Origin of the sequence: Exiguobacterium sp. s121 (assembly GCF_018617245.1) — a bacterium.
In the GTDB taxonomy this organism is placed as follows: domain Bacteria; phylum Bacillota; class Bacilli; order Exiguobacteriales; family Exiguobacteriaceae; genus Exiguobacterium; species Exiguobacterium profundum.
Genome location: NZ_JACSJV010000001.1, coordinates 1,105,047 through 1,131,300, shown reverse-complemented (window position 1 = coordinate 1,131,300; position 26,254 = coordinate 1,105,047). Strand labels below are relative to the sequence as shown.

Here is a 26,254-nt window from a genome sequence, read left to right as displayed (position 1 = left end):
AACCCTATGTGTACATAAATGTGTTGTTTACCGTCCAATAGATAGGTGTCTTGTCATCAAGTTTTTTCTTTGGGCTCCACTGAAACAATCAATGTTTCATCGACCACATAGTAAGGTCTTTTTGGCAACGTTTTTAAATAACCCCCCTCTCGTAAACGGGTCAAATCGAGTTGAAGCGAGTTCTGAAATTTTTGTAACGGTAATTTCTTCTCCTGGTCCATATACAGATCGAGTGCCCGTTGCACTTGATCCATTTCATAAATGACGTCGCGTTCATCTTCCGGTACGATATGAAACGTCTCTTTTGACATGAAGAAACGTTGTTTCGGGATTCCCGAAAGGTGATGTTTCAAGCGTTTGGTGTCGATTTCTTGCGAGTCATCCAGTAGGACGGTGCGATTCACACCTTTTGGCAGTGTCTGTTCATATTCGTGAATCGCCTGACGCAATTCTGAAAGGGTGATATCAATTTCTCGATCCGGTTCCACCTCTTTTTGTTGCGTCAATCGTTTCCACCAACTCTTTCCGAGCTTCTCTTCCTTATCCATAAGCGCACCCCTCCCTGTCTTCCTGTTCCCGAATCTTTTAAAACTTCCACCTTAAAATTGCATATTCATGAAAAAAACCTTCCTTTTTTCAAAGGAAGGTCATGGACTAGCACTTATTTCAATTTGTTACGGAGAACCATTTGCAGGATTCCACCGTGACGGTAGTAATCAATTTCAACTTCAGAGTCGAAACGAGCGATGACTTTGAACTCTGTCACCGTTCCGTTTTCATGTGTCGCTTTTGCGTTCAAGATATCGCGCGGACGTACAGACTCATCGACTTGAATATCAATTGCTTCTTCACCAGTCAATCCGAGTGATTCAGCCGATTCACCGTCTAAGAACTGAAGCGGGAGCACACCCATCATGACAAGGTTCGAACGGTGAATCCGCTCGAAACTTTGTGCGATGACCGCACGGATTCCAAGAAGATTCGTCCCTTTCGCTGCCCAGTCACGAGATGATCCCATTCCGTAATCATTTCCTGCAAGGACAACAAGACCTGTTCCCTGTTCCTTGTACTTCATAGCCGCATCATACATTGGCATGATTTCACCAGTTGGCCAGTACGTTGTAAAGCCACCTTCAGTTCCTGGAGCAACTTGGTTACGGATACGAATGTTTGCGAACGTACCACGCATCATGACTTCATGGTTACCACGGCGAGAACCATATGAGTTGAAGTCGATTGGCTCTACCCCTTTAGAAAGGAGGTATTGACCGGCTGGTGTCGTCTTCGAGAATGATCCAGCTGGCGAGATGTGGTCGGTCGTAACCGAATCCGCAAACTTTCCGATGACACGTAAGCCATTCAATGCATGAACCTCGCCCGCTTCTGGTTCGAGTTGTTCGAAGAACGGTGGGTTTTGAATGTATGTCGACTCATCTGAGAAGTCATACAAGTTTCCTTCCGGAACATCGAGTGCGTTCCAACGCTCGTTACCAGTGAAGACCGTTTCGTACTCTTTACGGAATGCTTCTGGTGATACGACGTCTTGGACAACCATTTTGATTTCATCGTTTGATGGCCAGATGTCTTTGAAGTATACTTCATTTCCATCTTTGTCTGTACCGAACGAATCATTCATGATGTCGAAGTTGACTGACCCGGCAAGAGCGTAAGCGACGACGAGCGGTGGTGATGCCAAGAAGTTTGCCTTCACGAGCGGGTGAACGCGCCCTTCAAAGTTACGGTTACCAGAGAGGACTGACGACACGAGCAAGTCGTTTTCTGTGATCGTATCTTCGACTTCACGGTCAAGCGGACCAGAGTTTCCGATACATGTCGTACAGCCGTATCCGACCGTGTTGAAGCCAAGTTCGTCCAAGTAAGAAGTCAAACCAGCCTTATCCAAGTAGTCCGTTACGACTTTCGAACCTGGTGCGAGTGATGTCTTCACGTATTTCGGAACGGTTAAGCCACGTTCAACGGCTTTCTTCGCAACGAGTCCAGCACCGACCATGACGTATGGGTTCGACGTGTTCGTACAGCTTGTGATGGCTGCAATCGCAACATCTCCCGTACTCATGTCGACTGCGCCGTCCTCGTACTTGACTGTTGCCGTTTTGTCGAGTTCAGAACGGTCAAGTCCGAAGCCACTGTTTCCTGCAGGAGCACTCAAGCTATCGATGAACGATGTTTGAACGTCTGAGAGGTTGATTCGGTCTTGTGGACGTTTCGGACCCGCAAGTGAAGGCTGGACTTTCGACAAGTCGAGTGTCAACACTTTTGTGAACGTTGGATCAGCTTGATCTGGTGTATAGAAGAGATCATTCGCTTTAGAGTATTCTTCGACGAGTGAAATCAACTCTTCAGAGCGACCAGTCGTACGCATGTAGTTCAATGTTTCCGTATCGACCGGGAAGAATCCACATGTCGCACCATATTCAGGCGCCATGTTTGCAATCGTCGCACGGTCTGAAAGTGGCATCGTGTGGAGCGACGGTCCGAAGAATTCAACGAATTTCCCGACAACTTTTTCATGACGGAGCATCTCTGTCACGACGAGCGCCACATCTGTCGCTGTCACACCAGGGTTTACTTCACCGATGATTTTGACACCGACGACGTCTGGCACTGGGAAGTATGATGGTTGACCGAGCATGCTTGCTTCCGCCTCGATTCCTCCGACACCCCAGCCAAGAACACCGAGTCCGTTGATCATCGTTGTGTGCGAATCCGTTCCGACGAGTGAATCTGGATAAGCAACTGTACCTTCTGCATCATTCTTCTCGAGGACGACAGATGCCAAGTACTCCAAGTTTACTTGGTGAACAATCCCCGTTGCAGGTGGTACGGCACGATAGTTGTCAAATGCCGTCTGAGCCCAACGTAAGAACTTATAACGTTCTTCGTTACGTTCAAATTCGATGTCCATGTTTTTCATCAATGCGCCAGCGAAACCATATGCATCTACTTGAACTGAGTGGTCGACGACGAGATCGACAGGAATTTCTGGGTTGATTTTGTTTGGGTCTCCACCGAGGTCTGCCATCGCTTTACGAAGTGAAGCAAGGTCTACGACCGTCGGTACACCCGTGAAGTCTTGAAGTACGACACGTGCCGGTTTGAACGGTACGTCAATGTCTTTCGAGACGTCGGCAGTACCCCATTTTGCCAAGTTCTCGACATGTTCTTTCGTGATGGCACGCCCGTCTTGTTGACGGAGAACCGATTCAAGAAGAACGCGAATCGAATACGGAAGACGGCTGATGTCCGTCAATCCTTCTTCTTCCAATTTTTTCAAACGATAAAAATCATACGATTGCCCGTTCGCTTCGAACTTTGTCCGAGATGCGAAGGCGTCTAAAACATTCGTCTGTTCCATTGCAATTTCCCCCTTTTTGAAAGCGCCGACCACACGACAATGCGTAATCGCTTACTTTTCACATATTTATCATAATACAAGTATAGCGTGACGTAAAATACATTCCGTCACAAATTAGTCATAAGTAAAACTTATCAAAACTAAAACGACTTACTTCACAACAAAAAAACACCTCGGAAACGAGGTGTTTACATCTTATTCTTCCGTACCGATCTCTTCGTTGACGTCAAGTGCCTCAACAAGCGTCAAGTCATCTGCGTGACGCTCAGCGAACCGTTCATATGTGAACTCGTTCGCGAACAGGAAGACCGGACGTTCCCAACGGTCTGTAACGAGCATGTTCCGTGAATCTTGGAACGGTTTCAATGCCTTCAACTCTTTATCTTTGACCCAACGAGCAACGCTATATGAGACTGGTTCCATTCGAATATCGACGCCATATTCATTGTTTAAACGATATTCGAATACCTCGAATTGAAGTTGTCCGACCGCGCCAAGATAAATCTCGTTATATTCGTTGCGATACACTTGAATCGCCCCTTCTTGCGCAAGCTGTTCTACCCCTTTGTGGAAGTGTTTCGACTTGAGCGAGTTGACCGGCGAAACGCGCATGAACAATTCCGGTGGGAAAGTTGGCAGCGCCTCAAACGCAATCTTCTGCTTCGATGTGGTGATGGTATCTCCAATTTGATACGTCCCAGAATCATAGATCCCGATGACATCACCAGCAAACGCTTGGTCGACTGTTTCTCGATCGTTCGCCATCAATTGTGTCGATTGGCTCAATTTTATCTTTTTCCCAGTACGAGTGAGCGTCACATCCATCCCACGCTCAAACACACCTGAACAGATGCGTACAAAGGCGATGCGATCGCGGTGTGCCGGATTCATGTTCGCCTGAATCTTGAAGACGAATCCACTGAAGTCTTCTGATGTCGGATTGATTGGACCGACGTTCGACTTACGTGCCTCAGGAGCCGGAGACATCTCTAAATAGTGATTCAAGAACGCAGTCACCCCAAAGTCGACGAGCGCTGTTCCGAAAAATACCGGTGTCAATTTACCACTCTGGATCGCCTCGACTTCAATCTCGTTCCCCGCTCCATCGAGAAGGTCGATCTCATCGCGGAGGTTCATCAAGTTCTCTTCCGACAAATGATCGGCGAGAATCGGATCGTTCACTCCGTCCTCACCCAGTTGAAGTGTCGACTTCTCCCCACGGAACAAGTGGACCTCATTTTTCATTCGGTCGTAGACACCTTCAAACTGCATTCCACTTCCGATTGGCCATGTAATCGCGACAGAAGGCATGCCTAACACTTCTTCGAGCTCTTCCATCAATTCAAGCGGATCTTTTGCCTGACGATCCAACTTGTTCATAAATGTGAAGATTGGAATCCCACGCATCCGACAAACTTGGAATAGTTTTTTCGTCTGTGTTTCAATCCCTTTCGCAGCATCAATGACCATGACCGCGCTATCGACTGATGTCAACACGCGATACGTGTCTTCACCGAAGTCGTTGTGTCCTGGTGTATCCATGATCGATACAACTTTGTCTTGATAGATGAATTGCATGACAGACGATGTGACCGAGATCCCACGTTGTTTCTCGATTTCCATCCAGTCAGATTTTGCGTGTTTTGAGTTTTTGCGCGCCTTGACCGTACCTGCCTCGCGAATCGCACCACCGTGCAAAAGTAATTTTTCTGTTAATGTTGTTTTCCCCGCATCCGGGTGAGAGATAATGCCGAATATCCGACGTCTCTCGACTTCCTGTTTCAATTGGCTCATATAGGATAGACCTTTCCTTTCTCGTCTCAGTTCATGCTTATTCTCGTAGCAACGCTATCTATTCTAACGAAATCAATTCGGTTCGTCTATCCTAATGGGACGTACGCCTTTTGCAAATGGATTCTTTTTTGTATACTAACGATGAAAGCAAGTGAATGTATAGAACGGGGGAAAGACGATGCCAGAAAACTTGATGATGTATTTCATTGTATTCTGGGGATTCGTCATGATTGGACTCATGACGATTGGCGGGTACTTCATGTTTCGTAAGTTTTTAAAACGAATGCCAAAAGAAGATGGACGTTCCCTACTTGACATCGAAGATGATTATATAGAAAGAACGCGTCATCTCTGGACTCCGGAGACGCGGACGCTATTAGATCGTCTCGTCACACCGGTACCCGAGTTGTTCCGCGACGTCGCAATCCGAAAAATCGCAGGTAAAATCGGTCAATTCGCGCTTGAATCGCGTGCAAAAAAAATGACGACCGAACTTGTGGTAAAGGGTTACATCGCCGCAACACCGAAGCGCGATCACAAGTTCTTAAAGAAAGCGCTAACCGAAGAACAGATTGATTGGACGCCATACGAACACTATTTTCAGCAGTAGACTCTATCTCATTCAGATAGAGTTTTTTATTTGTCGAATTGTGCGATTCGCCTAATGGGTCAAAAGTACCTTTTCTCGAGCTTTATATTACATCGAAATAACGTTCACGAATTAGACAATATTGAAAACGCTTACAGTAAATTGGTATGACCAATATTAATATAACGTCTTTCATTTCGACACGAAAAAAAGGAATGACTGAATTGTTTTTCACAACGCATAATGGATTTATCTTACAGTCAAGGAGGGTCTATTATGCATGATGTGACACAAGTTTCACAAACGACAAGCCATCAATCTGCCCACATGATTACCGAACATGAGACATTTCATCGGTTAATGCGGGAAAAAAATCGCTTCATCGTTCCAGCTATCATCTTCTCACTCATCTTTTATTTCACACTCCCGATTCTGACGAGCTATACGACGTTCTTGAATACACCACTCATCGGGGACATCACTTGGGCTTGGGCGTTCGCCTTTTCCCAGTTCATTATGACCTGGACACTTTGTGTACTTTATAGTCGACGTGCCCGTCGCTTTGACGCACTCGTCGAACAATTGAAAGACGAGGTGAGATCATGAATTGGACCGCGATCGCCCTCTTTATCGCCATTGTCGGACTCACGCTAGTGATTACATACTTTGCAGCAAGAAAAACAAAAACTGCCAGCGATTTTTATACGGCAGACGGTGGATTGACCGGATTTCAAAACGGTCTTGCCATTGCAGGCGACTATATGTCTGCCGCATCGTTTCTCGGAATTGCAGGTATGATTGCGCTTGCGGGATTCGATGGGTTTTTCTATTCAATCGGTTTCCTCGTTGCCTATCTCGTTGTCCTCTATCTCGTCGCCGAACCATTGCGAAATCTTGGGAAATATACGATGGCAGACATGATTGCGGCACGTTTTAACAAGCCTCGCGTACGTGGTGTCGCAGCGATGAATGCGATTGTCATCTCCATTTTTTACATGATTGCGCAACTCGTCGGAGCGGGTGCTTTGATTGAACTGTTACTCGGAATCCCTTATACGACAAGTGTCGTCGTCGTCGGAATCTTAATGACAGTCTACGTCGTTTTCGGTGGCATGACGGCCACTTCTTGGGTACAAATCACAAAAGCCGTACTTCTGATGATTGGGACGGCAATCATTTCATTTCTCGTGTTCGCTCGTTTTGATTTCTCCGTCACGACGATGTTTAATGAAGTCAGCAAAGCGACCCCACTCGGAAGTGACTTCTTGAACCCTGGGAACAAGTTCAAGCTACCGCTCGATACCATTTCATTAAACATGGCGCTCGTGCTCGGTACGGCAGGGCTCCCTCATATTCTGATTCGCTTCTTCACCGTCAAAGATGCACCGACTGCTCGGCAATCCGTCGTCTATGCGACATGGATCATCGGTGCATTTTATATCTTGACCATTTTCCTAGGTTTCGGTGCCGCAGCATTCGTCGGACGTGATGCCATTCTCGCCGCAAACCCTGCCGGCAACATGGCGGCCCCTCTTCTCGCGCAAGTGCTCGGTGGTGACCTCTTGTTCGCTTTCGTTGCCGCAATCGCGTTCGCGACAATTCTTGCCGTTGTCGCTGGACTCGTACTGTCAGCTGCTTCCGCCTTCGCCCATGACTTCTACGGACATATCATTCGTAAAGGGGAAGCGACAGAAACTGAACAAGTGAAAGCCGCGCGAATCGCTTCAGTTGCGGTCGCCCTCGTCTCAATGGGACTAGCCTTTTTCGCCCAGTCGATGAACGTTGCATTTCTTGTCTCGCTCGCTTTCGCCGTTGCGGCGAGTGCGAACTTACCTGTTATCCTCTTTACGATTTTCTGGAGACGCTTCAATACAGGTGGCGCCATTTGGGGAATGGTCGTCGGCTTGTTCTCCTCACTGATTCTAGTCGCACTCAGTCCGAACCTGTGGGCTCCGGACGGTTCGGCCATTTTTCTCGGTGAAGCCCTTTTCCCGCTATCCAATCCCGGGATTGTATCAATCCCCCTTGGTTTCATCGCTGCCGTGATTGGTACACTGGTCACGAAATCAGATGAAGTTGCTGGCAACTATGAACGCGTACTCGTCAAGGCGAACACCGGAATCGACGCGGAGACAGAAGTCGCCGCTACGAAAGCAGATTAAATAAAAATGGAGTGGCTCAACGCCACTCCATTTTTACGTGATTGCGATTCGTTTATATTTTTGATACATGGCGATTCGCCACGGGACAATCATCCCCCAAGCAATCAAATAGAACAATCCGCCTGTAGAGAATAGATCGACCTCATGACCGACCCAAACCTTCATTGCTGTACGGATGGCAAGGAGTGCGAACACAACCACAAAAAATGCTTTCGATCGTGAGAGATACACTTCGCCGTCCCGTTTTTCAAAATTGGATGTCTTAATCAAAAACAGACTGAAGATGAGTCCGACCGCAAGGGCCTCAGCCACTTCGACCCATGATAAGCGAAACGCGGGAATCAAAAACTGAATCATCCCGGTCGTCATCGCAAGTGGTGGAATTAAAATTTTCTTCGCATTCGTCGGCTTTGCCGATGCTTTTACACGAACAAAGCTCGCTACGATACCCATTAACAACGCGACGAGAGTCGACCCCCATAACATTGACATCTCGGTCAACCCCTTAAAATCCGGTGAATCCGACAAGCTCGCTCATCCATGCAGCGAACCGATTCATTCCGTCAAAATATAATAGTACGCCGAACGCCATCATCAAATAGCCTCCGACTTTTGCTACTTTTGCACTGTTGCGTGCTAAGTACTTGATCTTGCCAACGAATGCTACCATTACCAAAAATGGAATTGCAAACCCGATGACATACGCCAACATATAGCCGAGTCCTTGACTCGGGTTCGTGGCGGCTAGTGCGATCACACCAGCTAAAATTGGACCTGTGCACGGTGTCCACCCTGCCGCAAATCCAATACCAATTAAAACGGTTCCAAAATAACCGCTCTTTCGTTCGCCGATATCCATTTTCTTTTCACGCATCATAAATTGCGGTTGCCATAAGCCCGCCAAAAAGACGCCGAACATGAAAATCAAAATGGCGCCGAACATGCGTAGACTGTCCTTATATTGGATGAAGACGTCTGCAATCAATGAAGTCGACAATCCTAGTACGAGAAAGACAATCGAAAAACCGAATAAGAACGAAAATGTGTGGAACCAAGCTGTACGCTGTTTTAATCCTTCATTTTTTAACTCAGATACGGAAACCCCAGTAATATACGAGAGAAAGACCGGATACAACGGGAGCGTACATGGTGACAAGAACGATAAGACGCCCGCCCCAAATGCGAGCCATAATGTGACTTCCATGACGATTTCCACCTTTCACGACCATTATAGCGAAAACCTATTTAAATTGCTCGAATCTTTTCTTTCAAACCGCAACATCATTTTGTAATTTTTGAAATGGAAATGAAACTTGTCATCTGTAAACGGAGGTGCTAAGATTTGGATATTCCAGTTCACAAAATTCTAATTTACATGATGGGGGAACGAACGTGGCAGTCACCGCAGCAGATACACTACACCAGGCCATTGAACAAAAACGTGATGAACTGTATAAAATCGCGTCAAAGCATTCTTGGACCTCACCCGAAGTCATTTCAGTAAGCCAAGAACTTGACTCTTTAATCACTCGTCATGTCCTATCAAAGCATAATAAAGAGAAACTTCATTCTTGAAACTTGACAGCTCGTCACCTTGTGTGGCGAGCTTTTTCCATGGAAAAAAGGACACCTGAATAGGTATCCTTTCCAAATCAAGACATCAGACGTTGTCCGGATTGCAGTTCATACATCTTTTTGTACAGTCCGTCTTGTTTCAATAACTGTTGATGATTGCCGCGTTCCACGATTTCACCACGATGCAAGACCAAAATTAAATCTGCATCTTGAATCGTCGACAGGCGGTGGGCGATTGCGATTGTCGTCCGACCACGACGCATCCGATCGAGCGCGGTTTGTACACGCTCCTCTGTTTCGGTATCGATGGAGCTCGTCGCTTCATCGAGAATAAGCACTTTTGGATTACGTGCGACCGTACGGGCAAATGCGAGCAATTGACGCTCCCCGCTTGAGAACGTCGCTCCACGCTCTCCGACGACATGGCCATAGCCAGCGTCCAACTTTTCAATGAATGTATGCGCTTGGACGAATTCAGCAGCTTCACGCGCGCGCTCAGAATCGATGACTGGATTGAACAGCTTCAAATTCTCTTCGATTGTTCCCGTAAATAAGAATGGGTCTTGTAGGACAAGCCCGACTTGTTGACGAAGCTCTTGCTCCTCGAACTGTTCGAGCGGTTGCCCGTCAATCGTGATGCGACCAGATTCATATGGATAAAAACGTGTCAACAAATTGATGATTGAACTCTTACCGCTCCCAGTATGACCAACGAGCGCAACCGTCTCACCTGGTTTAGCAACAAAAGAAATCTGTTTCAACACGTCAACTTCTCCGTCGTAACTGAATGTCACATTTTCGAACCGAACTTCCCCATCAGTGATTCGTGCTTCACCAGGCATCTGTTTACCTGGAGCCGGTTCATCCGTATCTAAAATTTTGAAGACACGGTCGGCCGATACGACGGCTTGTTGAAATTCGCTTAATCGTTGCATGATATCAAGCACGGGACGGAAAATACGTTCAATATAGCTGATGAAAGCATACACGACCCCTACTTGAACTTGTTCACTCATCGAGAGTACCCCGTAATAACCGAGCAGACCGATGATGGAGAAGGCGAGAAGCAATTCGATAATCGGGCGGAGTAACATGCTATCGAGTTTTAAGTTCCGATATCGTGCCTCCTGATGCGCTTCGTTCGTCTCTTCGAACTGACGAATGAGTCGCTCTTCTTGACGAAATTGTTGAATGATGCCCATCCCATTGATGGATTCGTTCAACTGGGCGTTGAGTTGTGACAACAAATCCCGCACTTGCGCGAAATATTTCGTCGAGAAACGACGATACGCCCAAATGATAAGCCAGAAGAGAGGCAACAAGATGAGTCCCATCGTCGCGAGCGGGGGCTCCAAGATGTAGAGGAAGATATACGTCCCAATCAACTGAACGGCAGACTGAACGAACGTACTCATCACCCCGACATAGAGCTCTTTTACGGCCTCCGTATCATTCGTGATACGCGATACAAGGACTCCCGCTGGTGTGCGGTCAAAGTAGGCAAGTCGCATCCCCATAACGTGACGGAAGATGTCCATCCGAATGTTTTGCACAATTTTTAAGGCGATTTTTTGAAAAGATATGGATTGCAGATAGTCAAATACAATCGCCGACAAATGAAGCACCATATAGACAGCAAAAAGAGCGATGACCCAGTTCGTCGGGTAGACACCTGGTGTGACGAATTCATCGATAAACACTTTGATTAGAAACGGCCCTGCCAACTTTGCACCTGTCGCAATCAAGAGAAATACGAAGGCAACACTTAGCGGTTTTCCGTACCGTTTCGCGTAACTGAGCAGGCGCTTGATGACTTGCCATTCTTGGACATCATGTTTCATCGTGTCCCCCCCCTTCTACAATCGCTTCAAGTTGCTGACGATCATATGTCTCACGATACCAGCCCGTCTCTTGAAGCAATGCCTCATGGCGACCTCGTTGAATGATGTTTCCGTCCTCAATCACGAGAATCTCGTCAGCGTGTTCTACAGCCGAAAGACGATGTGCGACAATGACGCGCGCCTGATCTGGATTACCGACTCGAAAATGCTCGATAATCGACTCTTCCGTTTTCGCATCGACCGCAGATAGGGCATCATCTAATATCAATACATCCGCCGCTGTCATGAGCGCCCGCGCGATGGAAATCCGTTGTTTTTGTCCTCCTGATAATGTGACTCCACGTTCACCGACGAGTGTCGCATATCCTTCCGGAAGACGGACAATATCTTCATGCACCTCAGCAACCTTAGCTGCTTCGATGATTTCTTCCATGCTCGCTTCAGGCCTTCCGAACGCGATATTGTTCGCAATCGAATCCGAGAACAAGAAATGATCTTGTGGAACGACCGCAATTTTATCCATCAGAAGTGATTTTTTCACTTGGCGGATGTTGATCCCACCGATTTTAATCTTTCCATCTTTCACATCATACTCACGCGTCAATAGACGGACAATCGTCGTCTTCCCTGCACCTGTTCTGCCGACAATCCCGATTGTTTTTCCACGTTCAATCCGAAAATGGACATTGTGGAGCACAACGGTCTCATCATAAGCGAAATTTCGAATATCGACCTCCACCTCTGAATGAGAAAGGGTCGTCGCAGCCATGCGGTCGTCTTGAATCTCAGGTTTGACGGCGAGCATTCGCTCAATTCGGTCGTAAGACGCGCGTCCACGCTCCACGATATTGAACAACCATCCAAAGGCTAACATCGGCCATGTCAACAGTGCCAAATAAGCTGTGAAGCTGACAATCTGTCCAATCGTCAATTCGCCTTGTTCAATCAAGACGGCTCCATACCCGACCGAAAGGATATAAGACAATCCGACAATTCCGAAGATGGTCGGGTCGTATAAGGCATCAATCTTCGCGACTCGTACGTTTTTCGCCATGACTTCACTCGATAAGTTCTCAAACGATTCCACATCCCGATCGACTTCCCCCGTCGACTTTAAGACACGGACGCCACTGACGCTTTCCTGCACTTTGTCATTCAATTCTGAAAATGCCGCTTGGGCGACCCCGAATCGGCTATGTAACATCTTTCCATATCGCGTTGTCAAAGCGACCATGATTGGTAACGGTAGTAAGGCAACGAGCGTCAATTTCCAGCTGATTGTTGTAATCATCGTGATGATGACGAACGTCCCAAGTGTCACGCTATCGACGAGTGTTAAAATCCCCGCACCGGCCGTCATCGATACGGCTTGTACATCATTTGTCGCATGGGCCATCAAATCACCGACCCGTGACTTTTTATAAAATCGCTGATCAAGATCTGTGAAATGCCGATATAGTTGGCTACGAAGCATTCTTCCTAGACGAATCGATGCGCCGAAGATAAAATAGCGCCAAAAGAAGCGGGCGACATAATTTCCAATCCCAACAGCAGCAAGTCCCCCTAATAACAGCCAGAGTGTGTCGGACGAAAGCGAACCACGGTTAATCTCATCGACAATCCGTCCGATGATGCGTGGTGGAATCAGTTCTAGACCAGCCACGAAGATCAGTAAGACGATGCCGAGCGCGTACGTCTTCCACTCAAGACGCAAAAACCAAGATAATTGTTTGAATACACGAATGTGAAACGCCCCCCTTTGTCTTTAGATGAAGATTATTCATTAATCGTAGCGAAAGTTTGTTCGATTGTCTAACAAAAAGAGGAAACAAAAAAGCACTTCGGGAACCGAAGTGCTTTCGTGATTGATTATGATTTCTTTTCGTTTTTCATCTGCACGTTCATGGCGCGCATCACTTGGTTGACTTTCTTCTGTGATGGCTTTTGACCCATCTGCATCATCAACGTACGAATCATATCTTCATTGATTGGCGGGTTCTGTTCAAGGTAGTTCATCATGTATTTACGCGCGATAAAGAATCCAATCGCGATACCCCCGATGAGTGCTGCCACGACAAGAAGAATCCAGAATAATGTACTCAAGGCTTTACCTCCTCTACCATATGAAACATCGTTTTTTACTATACACTAAATTGAACAACTTCGCTAGTCGTCCAGAAAAAAAGTGACGGCCAAACGATTGGCCGTCACAACAATCTAACTAGAGATTAAAGTGATTTTACTGCATTGACGACGTTGTCGACTGACATGCCGTATTCTTTCATGAGGAGGTCACCAGGTGCAGATGCTCCGAACTTGTCGATTCCGAGTACCTTACCACCGAATCCTACATATTTGTACCATCCAAGTGTCGCACCCGCTTCAAGTGATACACGTTTCGTGACTGAAGATGGAAGGACAGATTCTTTGTACTCTGCAGATTGCGCTTCGAAGAGTTCCCATGATGGCATCGAGACGACTGCCGCTTTCACGCCTTCTGACGCGAGCTGTTCACGCGCTTCAACGAGAACGTGTACTTCAGAACCTGTACCGAGCAAGAGAACGTCTGCATCTTTCGATTCACCTGCAACGACGTAAGCTCCTTTTGCTGCCGTTTCAATAGATGTACCTTCGAGTTCTGGTAACGCTTGACGAGTCAAGACGAGAAGTGAAGGAGTCGTTTTCGATGTCACCGCTTGTTTCCAAGCTGCAATCGTTTCTTTGCCGTCAGCAGGACGAAGAACAGAGAGGTTCGGCATCGCGCGGAAGCTCATCAAATGTTCGACCGGCTCGTGCGTTGGACCATCTTCACCGACTGCGATTGAGTCGTGCGTCAAGATGAACGTCGATGGAAGTCCCATAAGTGCTGCGAGACGGACTGCAGGACGGAGGTAATCCGAGAAGACGAAGAACGTCGCACCGTAAGGAAGAACACCACCGTGAAGGGCCATACCGTTCACAGCTGCCGCCATCGCGAACTCACGAACACCGAACCAGATGTTACGACCAGCTGGGTCTTCATCGAAGTCTACCGCACCTTTGATCATCGAGTTGTTCGATCCAGCAAGGTCAGCCGAACCACCAAAGAGTGTCGGTACTGCTTTTGCGATTGCGTTCAACACTTCACCGCTCGTTTGACGTGTTGCTTTTTTCGAACCGATTTCGAAAGTCGGCAACTCGCTATCCCAACCTTCAGGAAGGTCATTGTTCATCGCGCGCTCGAACTGTGCTCCGAGCTCAGGGTGTGCCGCTTTATACGCTTCAACGAGTTCGTTCCAGTCTGACTCATATTTCGCGCCAGGCTCGACAACTTTCTCGTTGAATAAGTCATATACTTCGTTTGGAACGTAGAATGACTCGCCTTCCCATTTGTAGAACTGTTTCGTCAATTCGATTTCAGCGTCTCCAAGTGGCGCACCGTGTGATGCCGATTTACCCGACTTGTTCGGTGAACCGAATCCGATGACCGTCTTGACTTCGATCAATGTCGGCTTCGACGTCTCTGCTTTCGCAGCATCGATCGCTTTTGCGATTGAATCGATGTCCGTTCCGTCTTCGACACGAATGACTTGCCACCCGTAAGCGTTGAAACGGTCTTCTACGCTTTCAGAGAACGACTTATGAAGGTCGCCATCGAGAGAGATATCGTTTGAATCGTAAAGAACGACGAGTTTACCGAGCTTCAAGTGACCTGCGAGGGAAGCCGCCTCCGCAGATACACCTTCCATCAAGTCTCCGTCACCGCAAATGCCGAACGTGTAGTGGTCAACGACGTTGAACTCGTCGCGGTTGTAAGTCGCTTCTAAGTGTTTCTCTGCCATGGCCATCCCGACAGCCATCGCAATCCCTTGTCCAAGTGGGCCCGTTGTCGCATCTACCCCAGCCGTGTGGCGGTACTCAGGGTGACCAGGTGTCTTCGAGTCCATTTGACGGAATGATTTCAAATCGTCCATCGACAAATCATAGCCAGACAAGTGAAGGAGCGAATACAAGAGCATCGATCCATGACCCGCTGAGAGCACGAAACGGTCACGGTTGAACCAGTTCGGGTTTTTCGGGTTGTGACGCATTTTATCTGTCCAAAGTGTAAACGCCATCGGGGCAGCGCCCATTGGCATCCCTGGGTGACCAGAGTTCGCTTTTTGGACTGCATCAATTGAGAGCGTCCGAATCGAGTTAATCGCTAATAATTCTTTAGTAGTTGTTTCCACTAATTTCATCCTCTCTGTGTTAAGAAGGTTTTCTACCCGTCATATTTTATCATACTCAATCGTGTGTCACAACTAATTAATTAGTATAACACATTTGATGAAATCGTTTCCTTCTATTGCATGAAATAGCATGTAATCCGTTCGTCTGATGCGTGTTCGTGTATAACAAAAATGCACATCCTATGCGAAATAGGATGTGCATTCGGTATCACTCACCGCGATAGCGTTTTTGATCTTCTTTCAACTTCTCTGGTGTAACGTCATTTCCATCTGGATCGACGACTTTCATACCCATCATTTGTGATTTGAACGATTGACGAAACGCCTTCAAATATTCTTGACGCAAGTCTTGTTGCTCGTTCATTTCTTCTTGAGACAGTCCTTCTGTCTTCGCTTTGTTGGCGAGGAAATTGATTCGCTCCAATTGTCCTGGTGCTAACATATGACTCGCCCCCTCTCTAGTGAATTTGTTCTTATACTTTACAAAATCAGAGAGGAAGAATCAAGTTTCAGCAACCGACTGGTGCTCAAGATATCGTCGATTGACCGTTGCCTTCGAGACCTCATAACCAAATCCACGTAGCGTCGCCGCAATCTCAGCGAACGTCAAGCCACGTTCACGCAATTGGATAATCTCTTCGATTGGCACTTCAATTCGATGTCGCCCACCTTGATCATGATTTTGAATGTTGCGCTGTGGGTTAAATCCGTTAGCGACCGCACGACGCATCCCACGCGAGATTTTCGCATTGTGAATTTTTCGTTGATATTCTTCGACAACACTGACAATCTCCAATACCATCTTCTCTGCATCGGAAACGACATAGTCCGACGTAGACTGCATCGTCAGCAATCGCACGTCATGCTTCATTAAAGTATGCAAGATCGCAATCTTAGCATTCCCTCGTCCTAAGCGACTGTCGTCCGTGACGAGCACGGCATCGAGCTGAGAAGTGGATACATGGTCCAGTAAATCAAGTAGCCCTTGTCGATTGACTTCATAACCGCTCTCTTGCTCTGTGATGACATCTATGACGTCGGCCCCTAATCCCGAAGCCAGCTGCTGTAATTCTTCGACTTGCCGACTGAGTGATGTCTCTTGGGTAGACTTGTTCGTCGATACCCGGCAATAGATGACGACCCGCATCGCACCACTCCCTTTCATTGCATTCATTTGTTACGATACACAGTTTAAGATTGATTCGCAATGAAGAAAGATCACTCAGCGGCATACCATTTCATTTTTCGTTCGTTATGCTCTTCACGCTCTGCCATGATCTGTGCTTCGAGTGATTCTGCTTCGACGTACGCAACCTCTTCTTCGATTGTCCGCTCTGACGTGACGACCGGATCGACAACTTTTGGTTCCCCTCGCATTTCACCAGCCAAATAAAAAGCGAACATCCCGACTAAGAGCATCCCGACTAAAATGATTCCGTTGAGTGTATCTTTCATGATTACATTGCCTCCTGTATAAGAATATATGTTCGTTAGAACGTTTGTTCGTTTATCTGTTCTCATCATAAAACAAGAACCCGTGTTCGGTCAACACAAAAAAACGAACGAATGTTTGTACGCTCATGTGTTCTTGTGTTACACTAGACACATAAAGAATAGGATGCGATTGCAGGTTATTCGATTATATCGAGGTGAACATAATGAAAAAAATGTCAGCGCGACAACAGCAGATTCTTGATTTCATCAAAGACGAAGTACGGGCAAAAGGTTATCCGCCTTCTGTTCGTGAAATTGGAGAAGCGGTCGGTCTTGCATCTAGTTCGACCGTACACGGTCATCTAGATCGTTTAGAGAAGCGTGGATTGATTCGTCGAGATAAGACGAAGCCTCGCGCGATTGAAATTTTGACTGAAGATATGCCGACAATGGAAGAGCAAGAGTCCGTCATGTACGTACCGGTCATCGGGAAGGTCACTGCCGGGACACCGATCACCGCCATCGAGAACGTGGAAGAGCACTTCCCTCTTCCAGCACATATCGTCGGGTCAGATAATGTATATATGTTGTCTGTCTCTGGGGATTCGATGATCAATGCAGGAATTTTAGACGGAGACCGGGTGCTCGTCCGCCAGCAGAGCACGGCCGACAATGGAGAGATTGTCGTCGCCATGACGGAAGAAGGCGAAGCGACCGTGAAGCGAATTTACAAAGAAGCTTCGAAGGTCCGCCTTCAACCGGAGAACGACGAGTTAGAAGCGATGTATTTTGACAACGTCTCGATTTTAGGGAAGGTTATCGGTGTATACCGGACGATTCATTAATGGCTAGTGGCAAGACCCATACCCGTACGAATCTCGTGGCAACCGGAGCACTCGCGGTTGCCACGCCTTTTCTTGAAATCGATGTTCCGTTCTCATTGATCATCGGTGCCATCATCGGTACACTCTGGCTCTCCCCGGACCTCGATTTGAAATCAGACGCCTATTATCGATGGGGACCTCTCAAACTGATTTGGCTCCCTTACGTAAAGCTCATGCCGCACCGTTCGCTCTTCTCGCACTTACCTGCTTTGAGTGATGTGATTCGGATTGCATATATCGGGTTCCCGCTCGTGCTGCTTCTGCCCTTCACGGCTTACGAAGAGGAAATCCGCTCATGGGTCGACATTCATGGCATGTCCTTCTTTTTAGGGCTCGTGTTTGCGACGACACTCCATACGACGCTCGACTATACTTCAACGTTTTTCAAAAAAGCGTTTTAACCAACAAAGGACCATCTTCGTGAAGTACAGAAGGTGGTCCTTTGTTTTAATTGGAATGATAACGTGTTATAGGGTATCCATTTTATGAATGAAATGCTTAAACTAATACGACCCGATCTTTCCTGCACGCAAATTATCGAGATGAGTTGGAAGAAATCCGATATGGTCAAACTATGAAGGAGGAGAACTTGATGGTAAAAGCATTAAATGAGCTGATGGACTTTATCGAACAGCACTTAACGGAAGAACTTTTAGATTCAGAAATCACAAAAATCACCGGACTATCTGCTCACCATTTTAAGAGGATGTTTTCGTATATGTCAGGAATGACACTTCACACTTATATACGAAATCGACGGTTTTCTATCGCAAATGAAAAATTGGTTCATGGTTCAAGCGTAACAGAAATCGCATATCTCTATGGATATCAATCGGTCGAAGGGTTTTCCAGAGCGTTTCGAGATTGGTCTGGTCATTTGCCTTCTGAAGTCATGAAGAATCACATTCAAAAGTCGTTCCCTCGCTTCACGTTTTATATCGATATAAAAGGAGGAACATCAATGGAGTTCAAGTTAGAAGAGAAAGAAGCTTTTCAAATCGTTGGAGTTTCAAAGCGTGTCCCTATTCAATTCGAGGGAGTCAACGAAGAAATCATGGAACTAGCGAAGTCGATTACGGAAGAGCAACGGGCTCACATGCATGAATTGGGCAATTTATATCCGCATCGTGCCTTGAACGCATCGTTCAATTTTGATGACGGTCACTTAGAAGAAGAAGGTTATTTGACACATATGATCGGTTTCGCCACGACAAGAGAAATTAAGTATGACGATCTCGAAGTGATCTCAATCCCAAAAAGTTTATGGGCAATCTTCCCGAACACTGGACCATTCCCAAACACTCTACAAGAGACGATGGCAAGAACCTATGCAGAATGGTTACCTTCTTCGGGATACGCACTTCAAGACTTGCCAAGCATTTCATTTAGCAAAATAGAAACAGGATATGACAACGTATATAGCGAGGTTTGGGTCCCTGTGAAGGTTAGAGAAGAGCCGGAATCATAAAGATATCTCCGCTATTATGATTTATCAAAAAGAGTATGGAGCATCCCAAATTGAGGGATGCTCCATACTCTTTTATATATCTCTTCTATTTAGTAGAGCGTCATGTACTGATCGCGTTCCCACTCTGTTACTTGCATACGGAACATATCCCACTCGATTTCTTTCAACTCGAGGAAGTGTTCGCCGATATGCTCACCAAGTGAGTCCATCACAACTTTGTCCGCACGAAGGACTTCGAGTGCGTCGAAGAGTGTCGCTGGGAGATCGTCGATTCCGTTTGCTACACGCTCTGGCTTGTCCATCACGTAGATGTTGCTATCGATTGGTTTAGGTGCATTCAAATCTTTTTCGATCCCGTCAAGACCTGAAGCCAAGAGGGCAGCAAGTGCAAGGTACGGGTTCGCCGCTGGGTCAACCGAACGTACTTCGATACGAGTCGAGAGACCACGTGCCGCTGGTACACGTACGAGTGGCGAACGGTTACGTGCGCTCCATGCAACATAGCAAGGTGCTTCGTAGCCTGGTACGAGACGCTTGTATGAGTTGACAGTCGGGTTACATACTGCCGTGAAGGCACGAGCGTGCTCCAAGATACCGGCTGTGAACGCGCGAGCTGTATCTGAAAGTTCCATGTCGCCGTTTGGATCGTAGAAGACGTTTGTGTCGCCTTTGAAGAGTGACATGTTCGCATGCATCCCTGAACCGTTTACCCCGAAGAGCGGTTTCGGCATGAATGTCGCGTGAAGACCATACTTCGCTGCGATCGTCTTAACGACGAGTTTGAACGTTTGGATGTTATCTGCCGTCGTGACAGCATCTGCGTATTTGAAATCGATTTCGTGTTGTCCTGGTGCTACTTCGTGGTGTGATGCTTCGATTTCAAAGCCCATGTTTTCAAGTTCGATGACGATCTCTTTACGGCAGTTCTCACCGAGGTCAACTGGTGCCAAGTCGAAGTATCCACCTTGGTCGTTGAGTTCAAGAGTCGGACGACCTGATGCGTCTTTTTTGAACAAGAAGAACTCTGGCTCTGGTCCAACGTTGAACGCTGTGAAACCAAGTTTTTGCATCTTCTCAAGGTTACGCTTGAGTGTACCGCGCGGGTCACCGCTGAATGGTGTACCGTCTGGGTTATAAATATCGCAAATTAAGCGAGCAACTTTTCCGCTGCCATCTGTCCACGGGAAGACAACCCACGTGTTGAGGTCTGGATACAAGTACATGTCTGATTCCTCGATGCGGACGAATCCTTCGATTGACGATCCGTCAAACATCATCTTGTTATCAAGTGCTTTGTCCAATTGGCTGATCGGCACCTCGACGTTTTTGATTGTTCCGAGGATGTCCGTGAATTGAAGACGAATAAAGCGTACGTCTTCCTCTTGTGCGATGCGTTTAATGTCTTCTTTTGTGAACGTTTTTCTGGCCATGGTAAAATGTCCCCTCTCACATTGCGTAATGGTTGATGTGTGCGGCGTTATCGATAGAAACGTGAAAGCTCACCTTGAATGAGCGACGTCTTATTGAAACGACCGGCTTCTTGAAGCTGTGTTTTCAACAAATGATGTAACTCTTTTTCCGAAACCTTCGGTGCTTCACTGACCGGTGCGGCCGGAGCAGATGCTTCCGCTTCTTTTTCACCTTCTTGCTCTAACATGTGGCGAATCGCCGCCAAGTTAAAGCCTTGATCAATGTAATCCTTGATTGCGAGTAGACGTTCGACATCATTAAAGGAATAAAGTCGTCGTTTCGATTCCGTCCGACTAGGCGAAATCAGACCCTGTTCTTCGTAATACCGAATCTGTCTACCTGTCAGTTGCGTCAAATCTTGGACGATTCCAATCGGAAACAACGGGTTGGAGCGACGAAATTGATCGGCCATCCTTACCCCTCCTTTTCTGTCTCACAATGTGAGAATAATATATGACAACAATCCTGTCAATAGATGTTAAGAAAGTTAACATGACAGATTAGTTACAAATGTGTCGGCTGATTTTGGTCATTGAATTCGACCAATCCTTTACCGTGTAATTGGCTCAACGCCAACATGAGCGCGACTTTTACGTGAGCATACGTCAGACCACCTTGAACGTACGCCGTGTACGGTGCCCGAAGCGGACCATCGGCAGACAGCTCGATGGAAGAACCCTGAATGAACGTCCCAGCTGCCATGATGACGTCATCTTCATAACCCGGCATATAGGCCGGCACCGGTAACGCATGGGCATTGACCGGCGATGCCATTTGGATGCTCTGACAAAACGCAATCATCTTGTCGCGGTCACGGAACGTCACCGACTGAATCAAGTCCGTTCGTAGAGTCGTATAGTGGGGATCTGTCTCGAATCCGATCAAAGACAATAGACTTGCCGTCAAATGGGCCCCTTTTAATGCTTGTGCGACTGTATGAGGTGCCATATAGAAGCCTTGATACATCTCTTGAAGCGAGTAGAGTGATGGTCCGGCTTCACTTCCGATACCTGGGGTCGTCATACGGAACGAACACCGTTCAATTAACTCTTTCGTACCAGCGATATAACCGCCCGTCTTCGCCAATCCACCGCCTGGGTTTTTGATGAGAGAACCAGCCATCAAGTCAGCCCCGACGTGCGTCGGTTCGATCGTCTCGACAAACTCACCGTAACAATTGTCCACGAACACATACACATGCGGATGTTCCGCTTTAATCCGTTCGATGGCCACTTTGATTTCATCGACTGGAATACTGCGACGATTCGCATACCCTTTCGATCGCTGAATCCCAACGAGTTTCGTCTCAGGACGAATCCGTTCGAGGACGCGGTCGATGTCGATTTCACGTTCCTCTTTTAATTCGACAGTATCGTAATGGACACCGAGTTCTTTTAACGAACCGCGACCATCGCCACGAATGCCGACAATCTCCTCAAGCGTGTCATACGGCTTCCCTGTGATATAGAGAAGCTCATCACCTGGTAGAAGGACACCAAACAAGGCAATCCCGATTGCATGGGTACCGGAGATGATTTGTGGTCGACATAGCGCGAGCTCGGCTCCAAACACATCCGCATAAATCGACTCGAGGGTGTCTCGACCGATATCGTCATATCCATATCCCGTCGTCGGATTAAAATGAAAATCCGACACTTTATGCTTTTTAAACGATTCTAGGACGCGATACTGGTTGAATTCGGCCGTCTCGTCAATCCTTTCGAAAAACGGTTTGACCCGTGCCTCCGCTTTTTTTACGAACGGCGCGAGCGCATCATAATGTTCAATCTTTTCTTGCCACATACTTACACCTCAAATTGTTTTAGCGTCGCATATAGACGCGTGTCTTCTCTCATATAACCTACTAATTCGACAGAACCGTCATCTAAAAAGCTCTCTTCAAGACGATACATCGCCTCTTTGGCCGGGTGGTAGTGTTCAAACGCCGTCACCGGGAGAATGACATGGACTTTTGTCAAAATGTCCGCAATCTTATCCTCGAGAGCACCTGTCAACGTCACGATATCTTCCGAGGCGATTGCCGAGATCAATAACGGTCCGCCGACGAAGTCTTCCGTGAGACGGTCTTTCTTATTATATACCTCGAGCTGAGGCACCTCACTCGCACCGAGTTCCTCTAATACCGCATTCGTCGTATCGATTTGATTCAGATAATGTGGGTTCGATGCATCGATGACATGAAGGATCAAGTCGGCACCGACAACTTCTTCTAATGTCGAACGAAACGCGGCAACGAGTTTCGTCGGCAAGTCACGGATGAAGCCGACCGTATCTGTGATCAGTACTTTCCCACCTCGCGGAAGTTCGAGCTCGCGCGTCAACGGGTCGAGCGTCGCAAACAATTCATCCTGCTCGTACGTGTCGGCATCGGTCAATCGGTTAAAGATTGTCGACTTCCCAGCATTCGTATACCCGACGAGCGCGACTTGGAATACCCTGTTTTCTTTTCGGCGTTCTCGGTAACGTCCACGGTGTGCGACTGTCCCCTCGAGCTGTTTCGTGATTTCATCGATGCGGCGCTTGATGTGACGACGATCCGATTCAAGTTTCGTCTCACCAGGACCACGCGTCCCGATTCCACCACCGAGTCGCGAAAGCTGTGTGCCTTGACCGATGAGACGCGGCAGCAAATAGTTCATCTGCGCGAGTTCGACCTGCAATTTCCCTTCGCGCGATTGCGCACGGCTCGCAAAGATGTCCAAGATGAGCTGTGTGCGGTCAATCAACTTCATCTCATCTGGGTCGTTCAAGGCGATGCGAATGTTTTTCGACTGTGCCGGTGTCAATTCGGCGTTGAAAATCAATAAGTCCGGCTCGAACTGTTCGACGAGCATCGCGAGTTCCTCGATTTTCCCTTTCCCGATAAAGGTACGACGGTCGATTTGTTGACGCTTTTGGTCGAGTCTGGCAACGACTTCGCCTTGCGCCGTGTCCACGAGTTCGACGAGCTCGCCCATCGACTGTTCATATGTCCAATCATCGGTACTAGGCAACTGACAACCGACGATGACAACTTTTTCACGTTCAATCATGTAATCCCTCATTCCATAAAGTCTCACCTTCCATCTTACCACGAATCAGCGTATAGAGAACGTCCGTTTGTGGTAGGATAAAGGAAGAAGGAGGCTCGACCATGACGAAACGAAGAAAAGACTACCCGCTCCCGGAATTTATTGAAACGTACCTCTATCATCTCGGCGCCAGCGGTCGTCAACCCTCGACGCTTAAGCGATATCGCTACGACTTGATCGACGTGCATAAATACTTTCACGACCACAATGTCGAACTGAACGAACCGACGGACTGGTTAGACGTTCCGCTCGAATCGTGGAAGACATTCGTGAATGACTTCTTAATCGAAGAGAAGCACTATCAACAGGCGACCGTCGCAAGAATCGTCACGGTCATCAATAGCCTGACCCAATTTTTAAATCCGCTTCGTAAAAAGATGCTTGCCTATTCCCAACCGGCACATACGTTGACAGTCGACCAAGTCGCACTCGAATCTGAATTCGACCGACTCGTTCAAACGATTCGTTCGACGAGAGGACTGAGTGAGAATCAGCTCCAAGCTCATCCTTATCTCGTCAATCGGAACGAACTGATTGTGACGCTTTTCTATAAATATGGATTGCGTGTCCATCACATCATTCGTTTGCGAATGAGCGACTTGCATCTGGCCGATCACACCTTCGACGTGTATGATCGTCTCGGAAACCGTTTCACGTTGAAGCTGTCACAGGAAGATCAATCTTTGCTCATGAATTACCTGGCTGATATCCCGACCCCGGTACGACCACGTTGGTATTCAGAAGACCCGGTCTTCGTCTCATTCGATTTTGCCCGGATGACGTTCCGCTGGGTGTATGCGAAGAATCAACCGAAGCAATTGACGATCGTCATGATTACGAAAATGATGCGGCAGTTGAACGAACGAAGTGGACTCGCGCGCTCCGTCACGCCATCGATGCTTCGAAACGCCCATGTGTTGAAGACATATGCGGTCGATCTGACACCATCCGAGCGGATGAATATCACCTGTATGCATAAGGAATCTTCCCTCCGCCGGTATGAACAGGCGTATGAAGAGTTCGGAACTGAGTTATTTGAGTCAGACGAAAGACCCGCCCTCTCGTGAAGGGCGGGTCTTGGTCTGTACGATTTCAGGTTATCCAATGGTGCGAAGACAACTTGATCCTTACCATCTATAGTCAATCGATTTCTAACCTTGAGGTTTATATAACTTCTCGACACTCATCAATGTGTTGTTCTCAAAAGTCGCCTTATAGATATCCGGCATGTCGAGTTCTTTCCAAAATTCATATCCATATCGCGCATCAAAATAATTCAGCATGAGAACCATAATATTTCCATGTGTGCCGAGCACCACTTTTTTCCCTTCGTACGTACGGAGCAGTGATATGAGAGCCTCTACCCCTCTAGATTGAGCCTGATCGTTCGACTCTCCCCCTTCCCATGCGAACGCAGGATTTTTCCAAACGGTCTCCATCGCGCTTGTAAAGTCTTTAGCCGGTTCTGAAGTCAAGGTTCGCTCTCTCAAATCATCCGACACTACAACGTCCTGTCCAAGATAATCCGCGATGCCTTTTACGGTTTGAACGGCTCGTTTATATGGACTCGAAGTCACGATATCGATCCCCTCATCGATTAGAAGGTTTGTAATTTCAGCAACATCATGCATTCCTTTCTCAGATAACGGTCTGGCGAATTCGTCTGGTGTATAGGTAGAATGTGCATGTCTGACAAAATATATAGTTGTCATTCAGTAGTCCCCTTTTATAATGTCTCGTCGTTGTTTACATACGATGTCCAGCCTCATCATAAGCTTTAGAATGATGGTTTAGCTGCAAAAATTCATGTCGCAACAACCCGTAGACGACATGATCGACGTAACGGTCATACAGCCACTCCGCATCTCGAATGACCCTTTCTTCCTTAAAGCCGAATCGTTCCGGAAGTGCCCGACTCTTCACATTCTCTGTCGCGACTCGGATCTCAATTTTATTTAGTTTCAAATCTTGAAACCCATACTCGATGATGGTCTCGAGCGCTTGACTCATGATGCCTTTCCCTTGAAACTCTTGTCCGAGCCAGTATCCGATTGTGCCACATTGAATACCACGATCGATTTCGTTAAATCCAATTGTTCCGGCCAGTGCTCCTTTATACATCAAAGCGAACGATTTTGGGCGCCCGCCCGTTTCAATCAACCCTTTGATTCGTCCCTCTATGTTCTGCTTCGAGTCTTCCACCGTCTCAATATAGTCGAGCCAGCCAAGCCACTCTCGCAAATAAGGCTTCGATGCAATCGTCAGCTTAAATAACTCGTCCGCATCGTCTGTATTGAACATTCTCAGTGTGACATCGTCATTTAGTTTATATTCAAGCATATAGTCCCATCCTCATTA

General features: G+C 47.2%; 26 protein-coding genes. 8 read left to right on the top strand and 18 right to left on the bottom strand.

The window, feature by feature from the left end; genetic code table 11:
* Positions 1–56: 56 nt before the first annotated feature.
* From KOG47_RS05795 to KOG47_RS05785, 3 genes are all read right to left on the bottom strand, one after another.
* Positions 57–548: a DUF3939 domain-containing protein gene (locus tag KOG47_RS05795; protein ID WP_215243869.1), complete on the bottom strand. Its 492-nt coding sequence runs from the start codon at positions 546–548 to the stop codon at positions 57–59.
* Between the two features lie 113 nt (positions 549–661).
* A complete protein-coding gene (acnA, locus tag KOG47_RS05790) occupies positions 662–3,376 on the bottom strand; it encodes an aconitate hydratase AcnA (RefSeq protein WP_012726444.1) in 2,715 nt (904 codons plus the stop codon).
* Positions 3,377–3,571: 195 nt separating this feature from the next.
* A complete protein-coding gene (locus KOG47_RS05785) occupies positions 3,572–5,170 on the bottom strand; it encodes a peptide chain release factor 3 (RefSeq protein WP_215243868.1) in 1,599 nt (532 codons plus the stop codon).
* Between the two features lie 178 nt (positions 5,171–5,348).
* Here KOG47_RS05785 and KOG47_RS05780 point away from each other — a divergent pair, with 178 nt between their 5' ends.
* The 3 genes from KOG47_RS05780 (at position 5,349) to KOG47_RS05770 (ending at position 7,921) form a co-directional block, all read left to right on the top strand.
* The gene (locus tag KOG47_RS05780) at positions 5,349–5,780 is read left to right on the top strand and encodes a DUF2621 domain-containing protein (protein WP_031423504.1); all 432 of its coding nucleotides are present in this window, start codon (positions 5,349–5,351) and stop codon (positions 5,778–5,780) included.
* A gap of 306 nt (positions 5,781–6,086) precedes the next feature.
* The gene (locus tag KOG47_RS05775; RefSeq protein WP_251131846.1) at positions 6,087–6,365 is read left to right on the top strand and encodes a DUF485 domain-containing protein; all 279 of its coding nucleotides are present in this window, start codon (positions 6,087–6,089) and stop codon (positions 6,363–6,365) included.
* The gene (locus KOG47_RS05770) at positions 6,362–7,921 is read left to right on the top strand and encodes a solute symporter family protein (RefSeq protein ID WP_031423500.1); all 1,560 of its coding nucleotides are present in this window, start codon (positions 6,362–6,364) and stop codon (positions 7,919–7,921) included. Before KOG47_RS05775 ends, KOG47_RS05770 begins: the two co-directional genes overlap by 4 nt.
* Before the next feature lie 33 nt (positions 7,922–7,954).
* Here the strand turns inward: KOG47_RS05770 and KOG47_RS05765 are convergent, their stop codons facing one another.
* Both KOG47_RS05765 and KOG47_RS05760 read right to left on the bottom strand, forming a co-directional pair.
* Positions 7,955–8,407 (bottom strand): CcdC family protein, encoded by a 453-nt coding sequence (locus KOG47_RS05765; RefSeq protein ID WP_031423499.1) that lies wholly within the window; start codon positions 8,405–8,407, stop codon positions 7,955–7,957.
* 19 nt (positions 8,408–8,426) lie between these two features.
* On the bottom strand, positions 8,427–9,125 hold the full coding sequence (locus tag KOG47_RS05760; protein ID WP_215243866.1) for a cytochrome c biogenesis CcdA family protein: 699 nt from the start codon (positions 9,123–9,125) through the stop codon (positions 8,427–8,429).
* 188 nt (positions 9,126–9,313) lie between these two features.
* Between KOG47_RS05760 and KOG47_RS05755 the strand changes: the two genes are divergently transcribed.
* Positions 9,314–9,496 (top strand): aspartyl-phosphate phosphatase Spo0E family protein, encoded by a 183-nt coding sequence (locus tag KOG47_RS05755; protein ID WP_078147026.1) that lies wholly within the window; start codon positions 9,314–9,316, stop codon positions 9,494–9,496.
* A 77-nt stretch (positions 9,497–9,573) separates the two neighbouring features.
* On the opposite strand, the gene KOG47_RS05750 is transcribed toward KOG47_RS05755, so the two are convergent.
* From KOG47_RS05750 to KOG47_RS05720, 7 genes are all read right to left on the bottom strand, one after another.
* A complete protein-coding gene (locus KOG47_RS05750; protein WP_159562399.1) occupies positions 9,574–11,337 on the bottom strand; it encodes an ABC transporter ATP-binding protein in 1,764 nt (587 codons plus the stop codon).
* A complete protein-coding gene (locus KOG47_RS05745) occupies positions 11,327–13,081 on the bottom strand; it encodes an ABC transporter transmembrane domain-containing protein (protein ID WP_031423496.1) in 1,755 nt (584 codons plus the stop codon). The genes KOG47_RS05750 and KOG47_RS05745 overlap by 11 nt, the downstream gene beginning before the upstream one ends.
* A 125-nt stretch (positions 13,082–13,206) precedes the next feature.
* The gene (locus tag KOG47_RS05740) at positions 13,207–13,440 is read right to left on the bottom strand and encodes a YneF family protein (protein WP_012726454.1); all 234 of its coding nucleotides are present in this window, start codon (positions 13,438–13,440) and stop codon (positions 13,207–13,209) included.
* A gap of 125 nt (positions 13,441–13,565) precedes the next feature.
* Complete coding sequence (gene tkt, locus KOG47_RS05735) at positions 13,566–15,557, bottom strand: transketolase (protein WP_074036867.1); 1,992 nt, start codon at positions 15,555–15,557, stop codon at positions 13,566–13,568.
* A 199-nt stretch (positions 15,558–15,756) separates the two neighbouring features.
* Positions 15,757–15,990: a DUF896 domain-containing protein gene (locus KOG47_RS05730; protein ID WP_031423491.1), complete on the bottom strand. Its 234-nt coding sequence runs from the start codon at positions 15,988–15,990 to the stop codon at positions 15,757–15,759.
* Positions 15,991–16,050: 60 nt separating this feature from the next.
* Positions 16,051–16,695 carry a YneB family resolvase-like protein gene (locus KOG47_RS05725; RefSeq protein WP_031423490.1) on the bottom strand — a complete coding sequence of 215 codons (645 nt, stop codon included), beginning with the start codon at positions 16,693–16,695 and terminating at the stop codon, positions 16,051–16,053.
* 71 nt (positions 16,696–16,766) lie between these two features.
* Positions 16,767–17,003: a hypothetical protein gene (locus KOG47_RS05720; protein WP_074036863.1), complete on the bottom strand. Its 237-nt coding sequence runs from the start codon at positions 17,001–17,003 to the stop codon at positions 16,767–16,769.
* A 203-nt stretch (positions 17,004–17,206) separates the two neighbouring features.
* Between KOG47_RS05720 and lexA the strand changes: the two genes are divergently transcribed.
* The 3 genes from lexA (at position 17,207) to KOG47_RS05705 (ending at position 19,334) form a co-directional block, all read left to right on the top strand.
* A complete protein-coding gene (gene lexA, locus KOG47_RS05715) occupies positions 17,207–17,827 on the top strand; it encodes a transcriptional repressor LexA (RefSeq protein ID WP_031423487.1) in 621 nt (206 codons plus the stop codon).
* The gene (locus KOG47_RS05710) at positions 17,827–18,267 is read left to right on the top strand and encodes a metal-binding protein (protein ID WP_031423485.1); all 441 of its coding nucleotides are present in this window, start codon (positions 17,827–17,829) and stop codon (positions 18,265–18,267) included. The genes lexA and KOG47_RS05710 overlap by 1 nt, the downstream gene beginning before the upstream one ends.
* Positions 18,268–18,458: 191 nt before the next feature.
* Complete coding sequence (locus KOG47_RS05705; RefSeq protein ID WP_214781344.1) at positions 18,459–19,334, top strand: AraC family transcriptional regulator; 876 nt, start codon at positions 18,459–18,461, stop codon at positions 19,332–19,334.
* 89 nt (positions 19,335–19,423) lie between these two features.
* Here KOG47_RS05705 and glnA read toward each other — a convergent pair whose 3' ends face one another.
* From glnA to hflX, 4 genes are all read right to left on the bottom strand, one after another.
* The gene (gene glnA, locus KOG47_RS05700) at positions 19,424–20,764 is read right to left on the bottom strand and encodes a type I glutamate--ammonia ligase (RefSeq protein ID WP_047795243.1); all 1,341 of its coding nucleotides are present in this window, start codon (positions 20,762–20,764) and stop codon (positions 19,424–19,426) included.
* A 47-nt stretch (positions 20,765–20,811) separates the two neighbouring features.
* On the bottom strand, positions 20,812–21,216 hold the full coding sequence (locus KOG47_RS05695) for a MerR family transcriptional regulator (protein ID WP_031423479.1): 405 nt from the start codon (positions 21,214–21,216) through the stop codon (positions 20,812–20,814).
* A 92-nt stretch (positions 21,217–21,308) separates the two neighbouring features.
* Positions 21,309–22,607 carry a methionine gamma-lyase family protein gene (locus KOG47_RS05690; protein ID WP_196430819.1) on the bottom strand — a complete coding sequence of 433 codons (1,299 nt, stop codon included), beginning with the start codon at positions 22,605–22,607 and terminating at the stop codon, positions 21,309–21,311.
* 2 nt (positions 22,608–22,609) lie between these two features.
* Positions 22,610–23,857 (bottom strand): GTPase HflX, encoded by a 1,248-nt coding sequence (hflX, locus tag KOG47_RS05685; RefSeq protein WP_078147034.1) that lies wholly within the window; start codon positions 23,855–23,857, stop codon positions 22,610–22,612.
* Between the two features lie 101 nt (positions 23,858–23,958).
* On the opposite strand from hflX, the gene KOG47_RS05680 reads away from it, so the two are divergent.
* The gene (locus KOG47_RS05680) at positions 23,959–24,963 is read left to right on the top strand and encodes a tyrosine-type recombinase/integrase (RefSeq protein WP_214690815.1); all 1,005 of its coding nucleotides are present in this window, start codon (positions 23,959–23,961) and stop codon (positions 24,961–24,963) included.
* Positions 24,964–25,047: 84 nt separating this feature from the next.
* Here KOG47_RS05680 and KOG47_RS05675 read toward each other — a convergent pair whose 3' ends face one another.
* Complete coding sequence (locus KOG47_RS05675; RefSeq protein ID WP_214690814.1) at positions 25,048–25,608, bottom strand: histidine phosphatase family protein; 561 nt, start codon at positions 25,606–25,608, stop codon at positions 25,048–25,050.
* 34 nt (positions 25,609–25,642) lie between these two features.
* Entirely contained in the window at positions 25,643–26,236 is a 594-nt protein-coding gene (locus tag KOG47_RS05670) for a GNAT family N-acetyltransferase (protein ID WP_215243865.1), read from the bottom strand.
* Positions 26,237–26,254 lie beyond the last annotated feature (18 nt).

Bases quoted from the DNA above. Each gene is read 5' to 3' on its own strand.
- KOG47_RS05680 (WP_214690815.1), top strand. From the start codon at position 23,959: ATGACGAAACGAAGAAAAGACTACCCGCTCCCGGAATTTATTGAAACG.
- KOG47_RS05765 (WP_031423499.1), bottom strand. From the start codon at position 8,407: ATGTTATGGGGGTCGACTCTCGTCGCGTTGTTAATGGGTATCGTAGCG.
- KOG47_RS05670 (WP_215243865.1), bottom strand. From the start codon at position 26,236: ATGCTTGAATATAAACTAAATGACGATGTCACACTGAGAATGTTCAAT.
- KOG47_RS05720 (WP_074036863.1), bottom strand. From the start codon at position 17,003: ATGAAAGATACACTCAACGGAATCATTTTAGTCGGGATGCTCTTAGTC.
- KOG47_RS05770 (WP_031423500.1), top strand. From the start codon at position 6,362: ATGAATTGGACCGCGATCGCCCTCTTTATCGCCATTGTCGGACTCACG.
- lexA (WP_031423487.1), top strand. From the start codon at position 17,207: ATGAAAAAAATGTCAGCGCGACAACAGCAGATTCTTGATTTCATCAAA.
- KOG47_RS05705 (WP_214781344.1), top strand. From the start codon at position 18,459: ATGGTAAAAGCATTAAATGAGCTGATGGACTTTATCGAACAGCACTTA.
- KOG47_RS05785 (WP_215243868.1), bottom strand. From the start codon at position 5,170: ATGAGCCAATTGAAACAGGAAGTCGAGAGACGTCGGATATTCGGCATT.
- KOG47_RS05690 (WP_196430819.1), bottom strand. From the start codon at position 22,607: ATGTGGCAAGAAAAGATTGAACATTATGATGCGCTCGCGCCGTTCGTA.
- hflX (WP_078147034.1), bottom strand. From the start codon at position 23,857: ATGATTGAACGTGAAAAAGTTGTCATCGTCGGTTGTCAGTTGCCTAGT.
- KOG47_RS05675 (WP_214690814.1), bottom strand. From the start codon at position 25,608: ATGACAACTATATATTTTGTCAGACATGCACATTCTACCTATACACCA.
- KOG47_RS05695 (WP_031423479.1), bottom strand. From the start codon at position 21,216: ATGGCCGATCAATTTCGTCGCTCCAACCCGTTGTTTCCGATTGGAATC.
- KOG47_RS05710 (WP_031423485.1), top strand. From the start codon at position 17,827: ATGGCTAGTGGCAAGACCCATACCCGTACGAATCTCGTGGCAACCGGA.
- KOG47_RS05750 (WP_159562399.1), bottom strand. From the start codon at position 11,337: ATGAAACATGATGTCCAAGAATGGCAAGTCATCAAGCGCCTGCTCAGT.
- KOG47_RS05775 (WP_251131846.1), top strand. From the start codon at position 6,087: ATGATTACCGAACATGAGACATTTCATCGGTTAATGCGGGAAAAAAAT.
- acnA (WP_012726444.1), bottom strand. From the start codon at position 3,376: ATGGAACAGACGAATGTTTTAGACGCCTTCGCATCTCGGACAAAGTTC.
- KOG47_RS05795 (WP_215243869.1), bottom strand. From the start codon at position 548: ATGGATAAGGAAGAGAAGCTCGGAAAGAGTTGGTGGAAACGATTGACG.
- KOG47_RS05730 (WP_031423491.1), bottom strand. From the start codon at position 15,990: ATGTTAGCACCAGGACAATTGGAGCGAATCAATTTCCTCGCCAACAAA.
- glnA (WP_047795243.1), bottom strand. From the start codon at position 20,764: ATGGCCAGAAAAACGTTCACAAAAGAAGACATTAAACGCATCGCACAA.
- KOG47_RS05725 (WP_031423490.1), bottom strand. From the start codon at position 16,695: ATGCGGGTCGTCATCTATTGCCGGGTATCGACGAACAAGTCTACCCAA.
- KOG47_RS05780 (WP_031423504.1), top strand. From the start codon at position 5,349: ATGCCAGAAAACTTGATGATGTATTTCATTGTATTCTGGGGATTCGTC.
- tkt (WP_074036867.1), bottom strand. From the start codon at position 15,557: ATGAAATTAGTGGAAACAACTACTAAAGAATTATTAGCGATTAACTCG.
- KOG47_RS05760 (WP_215243866.1), bottom strand. From the start codon at position 9,125: ATGGAAGTCACATTATGGCTCGCATTTGGGGCGGGCGTCTTATCGTTC.